This is a genomic window from Lelliottia nimipressuralis, assembly GCF_041464075.1.
In the GTDB taxonomy this organism is placed as follows: Bacteria; Pseudomonadota; Gammaproteobacteria; order Enterobacterales; family Enterobacteriaceae; genus Enterobacter; species Enterobacter nimipressuralis.
On record NZ_CP167172.1, the window covers coordinates 3,755,009 to 3,768,281 of the forward strand.

General features: G+C 55.7%; 13 protein-coding genes. 4 read left to right on the plus strand and 9 right to left on the minus strand.

Features of this window, described 5'->3' with window-relative positions; translation table 11 throughout:
- Positions 1 to 46: 46 nt before the first annotated feature.
- Genes recJ through xerD form a run of 3 tightly spaced genes read right to left on the minus strand, consistent with a single transcriptional unit; the run spans position 47 to position 3,424 of the window.
- Positions 47 to 1,780 (minus strand): single-stranded-DNA-specific exonuclease RecJ, encoded by a 1,734-nt coding sequence (gene recJ / locus ACB496_RS18020; RefSeq protein WP_371973186.1) that lies wholly within the window; start codon positions 1,778 to 1,780, stop codon positions 47 to 49.
- Between the two features lie 5 nt (positions 1,781 to 1,785).
- Positions 1,786 to 2,499 (minus strand): bifunctional protein-disulfide isomerase/oxidoreductase DsbC, encoded by a 714-nt coding sequence (gene dsbC / locus ACB496_RS18025; RefSeq protein WP_371973187.1) that lies wholly within the window; start codon positions 2,497 to 2,499, stop codon positions 1,786 to 1,788.
- 28 nt (positions 2,500 to 2,527) lie between these two features.
- Positions 2,528 to 3,424: a site-specific tyrosine recombinase XerD gene (xerD, locus tag ACB496_RS18030; RefSeq protein ID WP_231276053.1), complete on the minus strand. Its 897-nt coding sequence runs from the start codon at positions 3,422 to 3,424 to the stop codon at positions 2,528 to 2,530.
- Between the two features lie 100 nt (positions 3,425 to 3,524).
- Between xerD and fldB the strand changes: the two genes are divergently transcribed.
- Positions 3,525 to 4,046, plus strand: coding sequence for a flavodoxin FldB (fldB, locus tag ACB496_RS18035; RefSeq protein ID WP_100779037.1), 522 nt, complete (start codon positions 3,525 to 3,527; stop codon positions 4,044 to 4,046).
- A 4-nt stretch (positions 4,047 to 4,050) separates the two neighbouring features.
- Here the strand turns inward: fldB and ACB496_RS18040 are convergent, their stop codons facing one another.
- Entirely contained in the window at positions 4,051 to 4,464 is a 414-nt protein-coding gene (locus ACB496_RS18040) for a protein YgfX (RefSeq protein WP_100779036.1), read from the minus strand.
- Entirely contained in the window at positions 4,445 to 4,711 is a 267-nt protein-coding gene (sdhE, locus tag ACB496_RS18045; protein WP_095283258.1) for an FAD assembly factor SdhE, read from the minus strand. The genes ACB496_RS18040 and sdhE overlap by 20 nt, the downstream gene beginning before the upstream one ends.
- A 267-nt stretch (positions 4,712 to 4,978) precedes the next feature.
- Here sdhE and ygfZ point away from each other — a divergent pair, with 267 nt between their 5' ends.
- Positions 4,979 to 5,959, plus strand: a complete 981-nt coding sequence (ygfZ, locus tag ACB496_RS18050; RefSeq protein WP_129035100.1) for a tRNA-modifying protein YgfZ — start codon at positions 4,979 to 4,981, stop codon at positions 5,957 to 5,959.
- A gap of 46 nt (positions 5,960 to 6,005) precedes the next feature.
- On the opposite strand, the gene trhA is transcribed toward ygfZ, so the two are convergent.
- Both trhA and yqfB read right to left on the minus strand, forming a co-directional pair.
- Complete coding sequence (gene trhA / locus ACB496_RS18055; RefSeq protein ID WP_100779034.1) at positions 6,006 to 6,665, minus strand: PAQR family membrane homeostasis protein TrhA; 660 nt, start codon at positions 6,663 to 6,665, stop codon at positions 6,006 to 6,008.
- Between the two features lie 163 nt (positions 6,666 to 6,828).
- Positions 6,829 to 7,140 (minus strand): N(4)-acetylcytidine aminohydrolase, encoded by a 312-nt coding sequence (gene yqfB / locus ACB496_RS18060; protein WP_231276048.1) that lies wholly within the window; start codon positions 7,138 to 7,140, stop codon positions 6,829 to 6,831.
- A gap of 52 nt (positions 7,141 to 7,192) precedes the next feature.
- Here yqfB and ACB496_RS18065 point away from each other — a divergent pair, with 52 nt between their 5' ends.
- The gene (locus tag ACB496_RS18065) at positions 7,193 to 7,924 is read left to right on the plus strand and encodes a MurR/RpiR family transcriptional regulator (protein WP_102104699.1); all 732 of its coding nucleotides are present in this window, start codon (positions 7,193 to 7,195) and stop codon (positions 7,922 to 7,924) included.
- 116 nt (positions 7,925 to 8,040) lie between these two features.
- Positions 8,041 to 9,474 carry a 6-phospho-beta-glucosidase BglA gene (bglA, locus tag ACB496_RS18070; RefSeq protein ID WP_371973188.1) on the plus strand — a complete coding sequence of 478 codons (1,434 nt, stop codon included), beginning with the start codon at positions 8,041 to 8,043 and terminating at the stop codon, positions 9,472 to 9,474.
- 75 nt (positions 9,475 to 9,549) lie between these two features.
- On the opposite strand, the gene ACB496_RS18075 is transcribed toward bglA, so the two are convergent.
- Both ACB496_RS18075 and gcvP read right to left on the minus strand, forming a co-directional pair.
- Positions 9,550 to 10,293: an SDR family oxidoreductase gene (locus ACB496_RS18075; RefSeq protein WP_100779031.1), complete on the minus strand. Its 744-nt coding sequence runs from the start codon at positions 10,291 to 10,293 to the stop codon at positions 9,550 to 9,552.
- 68 nt (positions 10,294 to 10,361) lie between these two features.
- The gene (gene gcvP / locus ACB496_RS18080; RefSeq protein WP_371973189.1) at positions 10,362 to 13,235 is read right to left on the minus strand and encodes an aminomethyl-transferring glycine dehydrogenase; all 2,874 of its coding nucleotides are present in this window, start codon (positions 13,233 to 13,235) and stop codon (positions 10,362 to 10,364) included.
- Between the last annotated feature and the right edge of the window lie 38 nt (positions 13,236 to 13,273).

Genomic DNA, 13,273 nt, shown 5'->3' on the forward strand with positions numbered 1-13,273 from the left:
CGGGATTGTACCGAATCCACGCCCTTTTTTATAGAGAATAGTGACGCTAAATTGGCCAGATATGATCGATGATAATCTGCAAACTGCGATTGCCGCGAAACTCGTTAATATCCAGTTTGTAGGCCAGTTCGACCTCGCGCACGCCGCTGTCGGGCCAGACGGTGGTATCGACGTTAAAGGCTATGCCATCCAGCAGCGGACCGCCGTTCACCGGCTCGACCATCACTTTCAGATGACGCTCACCCACCAGACGCTGTTGCAGCAGGCGAAAACGCCCGTCGAAGAGCGGCTCCGGGAACATCTGCCCCCACGGCCCGGCGTCGCGCAGCATCTGCGCCACGTCCATGGTCATCTCCGCCGCAGACAGCGCGCCGTCAGAGACCACTTCGCCCTGCAGCAGTGACGGATCCAGCCAGTCAGTCACCAGCGCGCTGAACAGGCGCTGAAATTCATCGAATTTCGCCTCTTCCAGCGATAAACCGGCCGCCATCGCGTGGCCGCCAAACTTGATAATCAAATTGGGATGGAGGGTGTCGAGGCGCTCCAGCGCATCGCGCATGTGCAGCCCCTGGATGGAACGGCCTGAGCCTTTCAGCGTGCCGTCACCCGCAGGTGCAAACGCGATCACCGGGCGGTGAAAACGCTCTTTAATCCGCGAGGCCAAAATCCCGACCACGCCCTGATGCCACTCCGGGTGATACATCGCCAGGCCGCCGGGTAGCGTCTCGGTGCTGCGCTCGAGTTTTTCGCACAGGGTCAGGGCTTCGGCCTGCATCCCCTGTTCGATCTCTTTACGCGTCTGGTTCAGCGCGTCCAGCTCATTGGCCAGCACGCGGGCTTCGCCGATGTTGTCACAGAGCAGAAGCGCCACGCCAACGGACATATCATCGAGCCGCCCTGCCGCATTAAGACGCGGGCCGAGCGCAAAACCGAGATCGCTTGCCGCCAGCTTGAGGGGATCGCGATTGGAGATTTCAAGCAGCGCTTTAATCCCCGGACGGCATTTCCCCGCCCGGATACGCCCCAGCCCTTGCCAGGTCAAAATACGGTTATTGGTATCCAGCGGCACCACGTCCGCCACCGTGCCGAGCGCCACCAAATCGAGGTATTCGGCCAGATTCGGGATCGCAATTCCGCGCGCCTCAAACCAGCCCTTATCACGCAGCAGCGCGCGCAGGGCCAGCATCAGGTAAAAAGCCACGCCTACGCCTGCCAGCGATTTCGACGGGAAATCACAGTCGCGCAGATTGGGGTTAATGATGGCTTCCGCTGCCGGCAGCGTTTCACCCGGCAGGTGGTGATCGGTGACGATAACCGGGATCCCGAGATCGTGTGCCCGATCGACGCCGGCATGGGATGAGATCCCGTTATCAACGGTCAGGATCATCTGCGCGCCGCGTGCGTGCGCCTGATCGACCACTTCCGGGCTGAGACCATAACCGTCTTCAAAACGGTTTGGCACCAGATAGGTGACGTTATCGCAGCCCAGCGCGCGCAGGCTGAGGACGCTCAGGGCGGTACTGGTCGCGCCGTCGGCATCAAAATCGCCGACCACGACGATACGGGTCCCTTCACGCAGCGCGTCATAAAGCAATTCAGTCGCTTTTTCGACGCCGCTGAGCTGCTGCCACGGCAGCATGCCTTTGACGCTGCGCTCCAGTTCACTGGCCGCGCGAACGCCGCGCCCCGCGTACAGACGGCGCAGAAGCGGCGACAGGTCGGCAGGTAAATCAACGCTTTCATCCACCTCGCGGCGGCGCAATTTTGTCTTAGTTTTCACGCGGATTATTTACTGCCAAACTGTTTTTGGTGGGCGTCGAGGAACTCTTTCATCTCTTTTGGTCCCTGATAGCCCGGCACGACGTACCCGTTGCTCAGCACAATGGCTGGCGTGCCGGTGACGCCAAACTGCACGCCCAGCGCGTAATGGTTGGCGATATCAATATCGCAGGAGGCCGGTTTCACACCTTTGCCGTTCATGGCGTCATCAAAGGCTTTGTTACGATCTTTCGCACACCAGATGGCTTTCATATCCTGCTCTGGCTGGCTCTGCACGCCCGCGCGCGGGAACGCCAGATAACGCACGGTGATCCCCAGCGCGTTGTAGTCTTTCATCTCTTCATGCAGCTTGTGGCAGTAGCCACAGGTGATATCAGTGAACACGGTGATCACGTGTTTTTCCTGCGCCGCTTTGTAAACGATCATCTCTTTTTCCAGCGCGTTCAGGTTTTTCATCAGCAGCTGGTTGGTCACGTTCACCGGCTGCGCGCCGCTCACGTCATACATTGGGCCCTGAATGAAGTGCTTGCCGTCTTCGGTCACATACAGCACACCGCTGTTGGTCAGCACGGTTTTCATTCCGGCAACGGGCGCAGGCTGAATATCGCTGCTGGTCACGCCGAGTTTTGCCAGCGACTGTTTGATCGCTGCGTCATCAGCATGGGCAAAACCGGTAAAAGAGGCTGCCAGCAGGGAGAACAGCACTAAAGATTTTTTCATTTTCAATCCTATCACTATGGTTCGGCACTCACGCTCGTGGGTGGTGCTGTTGGTGTAGCTGCCGCAAGCGTTCTGTCGCTACATGGGTGTAGATTTGCGTCGTAGAAAGATCGCTGTGCCCCAGCAGCATCTGCACCACGCGCAAATCGGCGCCATGGTTGAGCAAATGCGTCGCAAAGGCATGACGCAGAACGTGCGGCGAAAGTTTTTCACTGTCGATGCCTGCCAGTGTGGCGTAATGTTTAATGCGATGCCAGAAGGTTTGTCGCGTCATCTGCTGCGCGCGCTGGCTGGGGAACAGAACATCAATCGACACACCGTTCAGAAGCCACGGACGTCCGTGCTCCAGGTAGTTTTCCACCCAGTAGACCGCCTCTTCGCCGAGCGGCACCAGCCGTTCTTTATTTCCCTTGCCGATCACCCGCACTACGCCCTGACGCAGGCTGATGTCGCTCATGGTTAAACCGACAAGTTCCGAGACGCGCAGCCCGGTGGCATACAACACCTCAAGCATGGCTTTATCGCGTAACTCCAGCGGGAGGTCAACCGCCGGGGATTGTAAAAGCCGATCGACCTGGGCCTCGCTGAGATCTTTCGGGAGACGCTGCGGAAGCTTGGGCGACGCCAGCAGTGCGCTGGGATCGTCGGCACGCAGCTTCTCGCGATACATATGCTGGAACAGGCGTCGCATCGCACTCAGCAAGCGGGCAGAGCTGGTGGCTTTATAGCCGCCCTCCATGCGTTCGGCCAATAAGGCCTGGAGGTCATCGTGTTGCGCCTGTTCAAGAGACAGGCCACGGTGCGCCAGCCACTCCACCAGCAGGGTTAAATCGCGGCGATAAGCGCTGAGGGTGTTCTCCGCCAGATTTTTTTCCAGCCACAGCGCATCGAGAAATTGTTCGATGAGGGCGAGATCCTTTTCCACGTCTGCTCCTGTGATTCTGCTATCGGCCATTATGACGTAATGGTACAGGTTTCTGGTACACTACGCGCAAAGTCAAAGCAAGTATTGAGAAGTTTACGCGATGAATATTGGTCTGTTTTATGGTTCCAGCACCTGCTACACCGAAATGGCCGCGGAGAAAATTCGCGACATCATTGGCCCGGAACTGGTGACTCTGCACAATCTTAAAGACGACGCACCCACAGAGATGGAGCAGTACGACGTTCTGATTCTTGGCATTCCGACCTGGGATTTTGGTGAATTACAGGAAGACTGGGAAGCCATCTGGGATCAGCTCGATTCGCTTAATCTTGAAGGCAAAATCATTGCGCTATACGGCATGGGCGATCAGCTGGGTTATGGCGAATGGTTCCTGGACGCGCTCGGGATGCTGCACGATAAACTCGCGCCGAAGGGCGTCACGTTTATCGGCTACTGGCCGACAGAAGGCTACGAGTTCACAAGCGTCAAACCGATCATCGCTGATGGCGAACTCTTTGTCGGACTGGCGCTGGATGAAACCAACCAGTACGATCTCAGTGAAGATCGCCTGCAAAACTGGTGCGAGCAAATTCTGGGCGAAATGGCAGAGAAGTTTAGCTGATTTCTTAGCGTCCTGGCGTCGGCTGCTGCATCACCATCCGGCGCAAATCTCGCCACTCGCTGGCATCCATACTGTCTGCTGACAGCCAAAGATGCTGGCAACGCGCCCCTTCCTCTTTACGCAGGCGGAACATCATCCCGGAATTCAGCATCCAGGGTGTGCCGACGATCTCCCACTCTTTGCCCTGCCAGCGCAACCGCGAGTCCATCAGCAGTTTGATCTCACCCTGACGGGCGTTGATACGCCGCTGACTGCGCACACTGTCGAACACCACCAGCGAAAGAAGCAGCATCCAGAGCGGTGTATAGCTAAGCGGCCACGGCATCAGCAAAATAAAAGCCGCCACAATGCCGTGGAGTAAAAGAGACATCCACTGTGAGCGCCACGAGACGCGCAGATCAGATTGCCACAGGACCACGTTCCCGATTCCGTGTTTGAATTAATTGCACCATCCGCTGCAACTCGGTGTCGGCGGGTTTGCCATGATTCATCAACCAGTTGAATAAATCAGGATCGTCACTCTCCAGCAGGCGGATAAACAGACGTTTATCATCATCGCTTAAGCTGTCGTACTCATATTCGAAGAAGGGCATGACGGAAATATCAAGTTCACGCATGCCGCGACGGCACGCCCAGTGGATACGGGCCTTGTTGTTAATGTCCATGTCGATTTCCTGCTTAACGTTTCTTCTACCTCTAAGAGGGACGATTTCTAGTGTAACGTGTTTTTTGCTGTTTCATTACTGGAATATGAACAACTGGAAGCACGCTTCCAGAATAAACCCTGCAATCTAAGCGGATTACTCTGTTCTACGTAGCGCTACGCAAGAACAGCGATAAGGCACAATTGGGCTGCTGAAAGCGCTTGCAATGACTACAGTCTCTTTTACCATTAGGCATTATCGAAGCGTTATGCATTTCAGGACATCACTATGGCTTTTACTCCATTTTCTCCTCGCCAGCCTGTCGCCTCTGCGCGTCTGCCGCTGACGCTGATTTCTCTTGATGACTGGGCGCTGGCGACCCTCACCGGCGCGGATGCCGAAAAGTATCTGCAAGGCCAAGTGACCGCCGACGTGGGCCAGATGACTGAGCACCAGCATCTGCTGGCAGCGCATTGCGATCCCAAAGGTAAGATGTGGAGCAATCTGCGCCTGTTCCGTCGTCAGGACGGTTTCGCCCTGATCGAACGCCGCAGCCTGCGCGATGCCCAGCTCACTGAGCTGAAGAAATATGCGGTGTTTTCCAAGGTCACTATCGCCGCAGATGACGAACACGTTCTGCTGGGCGTTGCCGGTTTCCAGGCGCGCGCGGCGCTGAAAAATCTGTTCAATGAACTGCCGGATGCGGAAAAACAGCTGGTGAGCGAAGGCGCTACCTCGATTCTGTGGTTTGAACACCCTGCCGAACGCTTCCTGTTGGTCACCGATGTGGCCACCGCCGAGCGCGTCACGGAAGCGCTGCGCGGTGAAGCGCAGTTCAACAACAGCCAGCAGTGGCTGGCCCTGAACATCGAAGCCGGGTTGGCGGTTATCGATGCCGTTAACAGCGCGCAGTTTATCCCGCAGGCAACGAACCTGCAGGCGCTGGGCGGCATCAGCTTTAAGAAAGGCTGCTATACCGGTCAGGAGATGGTGGCGCGTGCGAAATTCCGCGGGGCCAACAAACGCGCCCTGTGGTATCTGGCAGGCCATGCCAGCCGCGTACCGGAAGCCGGAGAAGATCTGGAGCTGAAAATGGGCGACAACTGGCGTCGTACGGGCACTGTGTTGGCCGCCGTTCAGCTGGATGATGGTCGTCTGCTGGTGCAGGTGGTGATGAATAACGACATGGAGCCGGACAGCGTGTTCCGCGTGCGTGACGATGCCAACACCCTGAGCATTGAGCCGCTGCCGTATTCGTTAGAAGAGTGAGTGTTTAGTTTTTTTGCCCGGCAAGCGTAACGCCGCCGGGCAAAAATCAAACCTGTCCGACGTACAGATAAATCGCCAGGAAGTGACACACGCTGCCGCCTAACACAAAGCCGTGCCAGATTGCATGGTTGTAAGGAATACGTTTGCAGACGTAGAAAATCACGCCCAGGGAATAGACCACACCGCCCACCGCCAGCAGCGTTACGCCGCCCGCCGCTAACTTCACCGCCAGCTGATAGACCACAATCAGCGACAGCCAGCCCATCGTCAGATAGGTCACCAGTGAAAGCACTTTAAAACGGTGCGCAATGGTGAGCTTAAACAAGATCCCCAGCAGCGCCAGGCTCCAGATGACAATCATCAGGCCGCGCGACAGAGGCGAATTTAACCCTACCAGTAAAAACGGGGTGTACGTCCCGGCAATCAACAGATAGATCGCGCAGTGGTCGAATTTCTTCAGCCATCGTTTTGCCCGCTGATGCGGAATGGCGTGATACAGGGTCGAGGCGAGGAAAAGCAGGATCATACTCCCGCCGTACAAGCTGTAGCTGGTGATCGCCATCGCGTTTGCGTTGGTGTCGAAGGCCTGAACCAACAACAACACCAGGCCCACAATGCCAAACACCAGGCCGATGCCATGGCTGATACTGTTGGCTATTTCCTCAGCCAGTGAATATCCCTGCGCAGTTAATGGTTTGCTAACCATAGAGGACTCCGGGAAAACATAAGATCATGATGTATCGCTTAACTATGCTAACTGAGAATGATTTCAGTGAACACCTGTTAGCTAAAATAAATCTGAATCCCAGATTAGTCCTTAAAAATCATTAAATTAAAAACGATTTTCACCTAACAGATGTGAGTTTTAATCAAAGGCATTTAAAATCAATCACATAAAACTGACTTTGATTCGGATAGATCTCTGCAATCACCTGTTTAAGCGCCCCAAGTGACATATTCTCCTGCTGCGCATGTTTTTCCGTTAGCGTATCCAGCGTGACGGTCGATGTTCCCACCACTTCGATGGTGCAAAAATAGGCGTCGTCTTCAAAGCGTCCGACGCGCAAAATATCGCCCGTTTTAAAATGTGATTCAGACTCGTCACGAATGGTGATGGTTTTACGTCCGGCCAGAATGTCATCCTGGAAGCGCTGAAAAAAAGTGATGTCGTTAGGCTGCATGTTATTATTCCCTGAAGATGAAGTCTGATGAGTGAGTTTAGCCACTGTGAGCATGTTCTCCCATTCCGCCATTGCCAGTCTCAACAATCTGGAGATGATGGTCTACAACTATGTCATCAAAAACCGCGACAAGGTGACCTACATGACCATCCGCGAGCTGGCGGATGCGGCTGGCGTGTCCACCACCACCGTGCTGCGTTTTTGTCGCAAGCTCAACTGTGACGGTTATTCCGAATTCCGCGTGCGGTTTAAATTATATTTAGAACAAAACGAACCGCAGCAGGCGAATTTCGGCACCAGTGAAATTATCAGCTTTTTTAAAAGCGTAAACAACGAAGAATTTGATGCGTTATTAGAGCAGGCGGTCGATATTATATTATCGTCAGAGCGTATTATTTTTGTCGGCGCGGGCACGTCCGGATCGCTTGCAAAATATGGCGCGAGATTCTTCTCAAACATCGGTAAATTCAGTAACCATATCGACGATCCTTATTTTCCGGTAACGAACGATATGGCGAAAAATGCGCTGGCGATTGTCTTATCCGTCTCAGGCGAAACGGAAGAGATCCTGCGCTTCGCCAGCCAGTTCAGCCTGCATCACTGTAAAGTGCTCTCTATCACCAGCCACGAGCACTCGCGCCTGGCAAAACTGGCGGACTTTAATCTCTCCTGGCATGTGCCGCAAACCCGTATTGCAGGCGTCTACGATATTACGACTCAAATTCCGGTGATTTATATTCTTGAATCAATTGGCCGTAAACTGGCGAAGAAACTGGCGGAATAAAACGCCCTGTTTTTTTGATGTAACATATTACATTCCAGGCTAATTGTTATATCGTGACATTTAATTCTGCTTTGCTAGACTCGGAATCAATAGATCCTAAGACGAGCATAGCAAACATGAAAAAACTCACCTTACCAAAAGATTTTTTATGGGGCGGCGCGGTAGCGGCACACCAGGTTGAAGGCGGCTGGAATAAAGGCGGCAAAGGGCCAAGCATTTGCGACGTGCTGACCGGCGGCGCTCACGGCGTTCCGCGTGAAATCACTCAGGAGGTGGTGCCAGGCAAATATTATCCAAACCACGAAGCCATCGACTTCCACGGTCATTACAAAGAAGACATCAAGCTGTTTGCCGAAATGGGCTTCAAATGTTTCCGTACCTCTATCGCCTGGACGCGAATCTTCCCGAAAGGCGACGAAACTCAGCCGAATGAAGAAGGGCTGAAGTTCTACGATGACATGTTCGATGAACTGCTGAAGTACAACATCGAACCGGTCATCACCCTCTCCCACTTCGAAATGCCGCTGCATCTGGTGCAGGAGTACGGCGGGTGGACCAACCGCAAAGTGGTGGATTTCTTTGTACGCTTTGCGGAAGTGGTCTTCGAGCGCTACAAGAGCAAGGTCAAATACTGGATGACCTTCAACGAAATCAACAACCAGCGTAACTGGCGCGCGCCGCTGTTCGGCTACTGCTGCTCCGGCGTGGTCTATACCGAGCATGAAAACCCGGAAGAGACCATGTATCAGGTGCTGCACCATCAGTTCGTTGCCAGCGCGCTGGCCGTGAAGGCCGCGCGTCGCATCAATCCAGAAATGAAAGTCGGCTGCATGCTGGCGATGGTGGCGCTCTATCCGTTCTCCTGCAAACCAGAAGACGTGATGTTCGCTCAGGAATCCATGCGTGAGCGCTATGTCTTCACCGACGTACAGCTGCGCGGCTACTATCCAAGCTACGTGCTGAACGAGTGGGAACGCCGTGGCTTTACCATCAACATGGAAGCGGGTGACGAGCAGATTCTGCGTGAAGGCACCTGCGATTACTTAGGTTTCAGCTACTACATGACGAACGCCGTCAAAGCCGAAGGCGGAACCGGTGACGCGATTTCCGGCTTCGAAGGCAGCGTGCCGAACCCGCACGTGAAAGCCTCCGACTGGGGCTGGCAGATTGACCCGGTCGGCCTGCGCTATGCCCTTTGCGAGCTGTATGAGCGCTATCAGAAACCGCTGTTTATCGTTGAGAACGGCTTTGGCGCGTACGATAAGGTCGAAGAAGACGGCAGTATCAACGATGACTACCGTATCGACTATCTGCGCGCGCACGTGGAAGAGATGATTAAAGCCGTGACCTATGATGGCGTGGATCTGATGGGATACACCCCGTGGGGCTGCATCGACTGCGTCTCCTTCACCACCGGCCAGTACAGCAAGCGTTACGGCTTTATCTATGTGGATAAGCACGATGACGGCACGGGCGATATGTCCCGCTCCCGTAAGAAGAGCTTTGCGTGGTACAAAGAGGTGATTGCCAGCAACGGCGAGAACATCTAAATACCCGGTCGGCGCTACGTTTGCGCCGGCCTAAAATCTCCAGCCCGGTCAGCGCAACGCCGCCGGGCATTATCACTACTTCCCGCCCGCTAACTCGATAAAACTGCCCGTCACATACGACGCTTTCTCGCTGAGCAGCCAGACAATCGCCTGCGCCACCTCTTCCGGCTGGCCGCCGCGCTGCATCGGTAAAGCGGATTTCACCCGATCCACACGACCAGGCTCACCGCCGGACGCATGGATATCGGTGTAAATCAGGCCGGGACGCACGCCGTTGACCCGAATACCGTACGCCGCCACTTCCAGCGCCAGACCCGTCGTGAGTGAATCCACTGCCCCTTTCGACGCCGCATAATCAACGTACTCGCCCGGAGCCCCCAGACGCGATGCTGCCGACGAGACATTCACAATCGCCCCGCCCTTACCATGATGTTTGAAGGACATACGTTTTACCGCTTCACGACAGCAGAGGAAATAGCCCGTAACGTTGGTCGCCAGCACGCGGTTGATGCGCTCGGCGGAGAGATTTTCGATGGTGCTCTGCTCACACAAAATCCCGGCGTTGTTGACGAGTGCCGCCAGCGGCTCTCCCTCGCGGTCAATGCTGTCAAACATCGCCAGCACCTGCGTCTCGTCGCTGATATCCGCACGCACGGCAAAGGCTTTGCCACCTGCATCGGTAATCTGAGCGATCACATCCGTCGCGGCCTTAATATTGTGGTGATAATTCACAGCCACGGTGTAGCCTTCGCCTGCCAGCTGCAGGGCTGTCGCTCGGCCAATTCCCCGGCTCGCGCCGGTAACCAGTGCAATTGCCATATATTTCTCCCAATAAAAAAGCCGGGTGGCGGCTACGCCTTACCCGGCCTCCTGTCAGAGCTTAAGTATTACTGATATTCGCTCATTGGCACGCAAGAACAGAACAGATTACGATCGCCGTAGACATCGTCGAGACGTTTCACGGTCGGCCAGTATTTGTTCGCCACGCCTGCCGGGAAGACAGCCTGCTCACGGGTATAACCGTGGTTCCACTCGGCCACCAGCTCGTTTTGAGTGTGCGGGGCGTTCACCAGCGGGTTATCTTCCAGCGGCCATTGGCCCTGTTTCACACGGTCGATTTCCGCGCGGATCGCCAGCATCGCGTCGATAAAGCGGTCCAGTTCGACTTTGCTTTCCGATTCGGTCGGTTCAACCATCAGCGTACCCGCCACCGGGAAGGACATGGTTGGGGCGTGGAAGCCGTAGTCGATCAGGCGTTTAGCAATATCCAGTTCGCTAATCCCGGTCTCATCTTTCAGCGGACGAATATCAAGAATACATTCATGCGCCACGCGGCCATCGCGACCGGTGTAAAGCACCGGATAAGCGTCTTTCAGGCGAGTTGCGATGTAATTTGCATTCAGAATCGCCACCTGGCTTGCCTGCTTCAGCCCGTCTGCGCCCATCATGCGGATATACATCCAGCTGATTGGCAGAATGGATGCGCTGCCAAACGGTGCCGCAGAGACCGCGCCCTGACGGGTCAGCATGCCTTCAATCTGCACCACGCTGTGCCCTGGAACGAACGGTGCCAGGTGCGCTTTCACGCCGATTGGTCCCATACCCGGGCCGCCACCGCCGTGCGGAATACAGAAAGTTTTGTGCAGGTTCAGGTGCGAAACGTCCGCGCCGATGAAACCTGGAGAAGTAATGCCCACCTGCGCGTTCATGTTTGCGCCGTCGAGGTAAACCTGACCGCCAAATTGATGCACCACTTCGCACACTTCGCGGATAGTCTCTTCGTACACGCCGTGAGTGGACGGGTAAGTCACCATGATGCAGGAGAGCTTGTCACCCGCCTGCTCTGCTTTCGCACGCAGATCGGCCAGATCGATGTTGCCGTTTTTGTCGCAGGCAACGACGACCACTTCCATTCCCGCCATCTGCGCAGACGCCGGGTTGGTGCCGTGGGCAGAGCTTGGGATCAGGCAGATATCACGATGCCCTTCGTTGCGGCTTTCGTGATAGTGACGAATCGCCAACAGGCCCGCGTATTCACCCTGCGCGCCGGAGTTTGGCTGCATGCAGAGTGCGTCGTAGCCGGTCAGTTTCACCAGCCAGTCGGAGAGCTGACCGATCATCTGATGGTAGCCTTCCGCCTGCTCGGCCGGGCAGAACGGGTGCAGTTCAGAGAACTCAGGCCAGGTAATCGGGAGCATTTCCGCAGCGGCGTTGAGCTTCATGGTACAAGAGCCCAGCGGGATCATCGCCTGGTTCAGTGCCAGATCTTTGCGCTCCAGAGAGTGCATGTAACGCATCATCTCGGTTTCGCTGTGATAGCGGTTAAACACCGGATGAGTCAGGATCGCGTCATCACGCAGCATGCTTTCCTGAATGGAGCGGCTGTCGTGCGCCACCTCTTTATCCAGGTTAGCGACGTCCAGACCGTGGTCATCACCCAGCAGTACGCTGAACAGCGCCTGGATATCTTCACGGGTAGTGGTTTCGTTCAGGGTGATACCCACTGCGTTCAGGATGTCGCTACGCAAATTGATTTCGGCAGCTTCAGCACGCGCCAGCACGCCCGCTTTGTCGGCCACTTCCACAAACAGGGTGTCGAAGAAGTGCGCATGGCGCAGCTTGATGCCTTTCTGCTGCAAGCCCGCCGCCAGAATATCGGCAAAACGGTGAATGCGGGTAGCGATGCGCTTCAGGCCGACCGGGCCGTGGAACACGGCGTACAGGCTGGCGATGTTGGCCAGCAGCACCTGAGAGGTACAAATGTTGGAGTTCGCTTTCTCGCGGCGGATATGCTGCTCGCGCGTCTGCATCGCCATGCGCAGCGCGGTGTTACCGGCAGCGTCTTTCGACACACCGATAATACGGCCAGGCATGGAGCGTTTGAATTCGTCTTTCGCGGCGAAGAAGGCCGCGTGCGGACCACCGTAGCCCATCGGCACGCCGAAGCGCTGTGCTGAGCCGAAGACAATATCTGCGCCCTGTTTGCCAGGGGCGGTGAGCAGTACCAGCGCCATAAAATCAGCGGCCACGCTGACCACAATTTTGCGGGATTTCAGCTCAGTAATCAGGCTGCTGTAGTCGTGAACTTCACCGGTGGTGCCAACCTGCTGCAACAGCACGCCAAACACATCCTGGTGATCCAGAACCTTTTCCGCATCGTCAACAATCACGTCAAACCCGAAGGTTTCCGCACGGGTGCGGACCACGTCCAGCGTCTGGGGATGAATGTCTGCCGCCACGAAGAAACGGTTAGCGTTTTTCAGCTTGCTGACGCGCTTAGCCATCGCCATCGCTTCAGCGGCGGCGGTCGCTTCGTCGAGCAGAGAAGCGGAGGCAATATCCAGCCCGGTCAGATCCAGCGTCACCTGCTGGAAGTTCAGCAGCGCTTCCAGACGGCCCTGGGAGACTTCCGGCTGATAAGGCGTATAGGCGGTGTACCAGCCTGGGTTTTCCAGCATGTTGCGCAGGATCACCGGCGGTAACTGCACCGGGGTGTAGCCCATGCCAATGTAAGACTTAAAGCGCTTGTTGAGACCGGCGATTGCCTTCAGCTCTGCCAGCGCGGCGTATTCAGTGGTCGCGTCACCTACCTGCGGCGGCGTGGCGAGCTGAATGTCTTTGGGCACGATCTGGCCGATCAGTGCGTTTAACGAATCCGCGCCAACTGTCTTCAGCATCTCCTGCTGTTGCTGAGCATCCGGCCCAATGTGGCGTTCAATGAAGGCGCCACGGTTTTCAAGCTGGCTTAAAGTCTGTGTCATGAGCGATGGTTCCTAAACGTGCGGTGATATTAGGATCC

Excerpts from the sequence above, each read along its gene's own strand:
- gcvP (WP_371973189.1), bottom strand. The coding sequence starts at position 13,235 with ATGACACAGACTTTAAGCCAGCTTGAAAACCGTGGCGCCTTCATTGAA.
- ACB496_RS18065 (WP_102104699.1), top strand. The coding sequence starts at position 7,193 with ATGTTCTCCCATTCCGCCATTGCCAGTCTCAACAATCTGGAGATGATG.
- ygfZ (WP_129035100.1), top strand. The coding sequence starts at position 4,979 with ATGGCTTTTACTCCATTTTCTCCTCGCCAGCCTGTCGCCTCTGCGCGT.
- sdhE (WP_095283258.1), bottom strand. The coding sequence starts at position 4,711 with ATGGACATTAACAACAAGGCCCGTATCCACTGGGCGTGCCGTCGCGGC.
- trhA (WP_100779034.1), bottom strand. The coding sequence starts at position 6,665 with ATGGTTAGCAAACCATTAACTGCGCAGGGATATTCACTGGCTGAGGAA.
- bglA (WP_371973188.1), top strand. The coding sequence starts at position 8,041 with ATGAAAAAACTCACCTTACCAAAAGATTTTTTATGGGGCGGCGCGGTA.
- dsbC (WP_371973187.1), bottom strand. The coding sequence starts at position 2,499 with ATGAAAAAATCTTTAGTGCTGTTCTCCCTGCTGGCAGCCTCTTTTACC.
- ACB496_RS18075 (WP_100779031.1), bottom strand. The coding sequence starts at position 10,293 with ATGGCAATTGCACTGGTTACCGGCGCGAGCCGGGGAATTGGCCGAGCG.
- yqfB (WP_231276048.1), bottom strand. The coding sequence starts at position 7,140 with ATGCAGCCTAACGACATCACTTTTTTTCAGCGCTTCCAGGATGACATT.
- fldB (WP_100779037.1), top strand. The coding sequence starts at position 3,525 with ATGAATATTGGTCTGTTTTATGGTTCCAGCACCTGCTACACCGAAATG.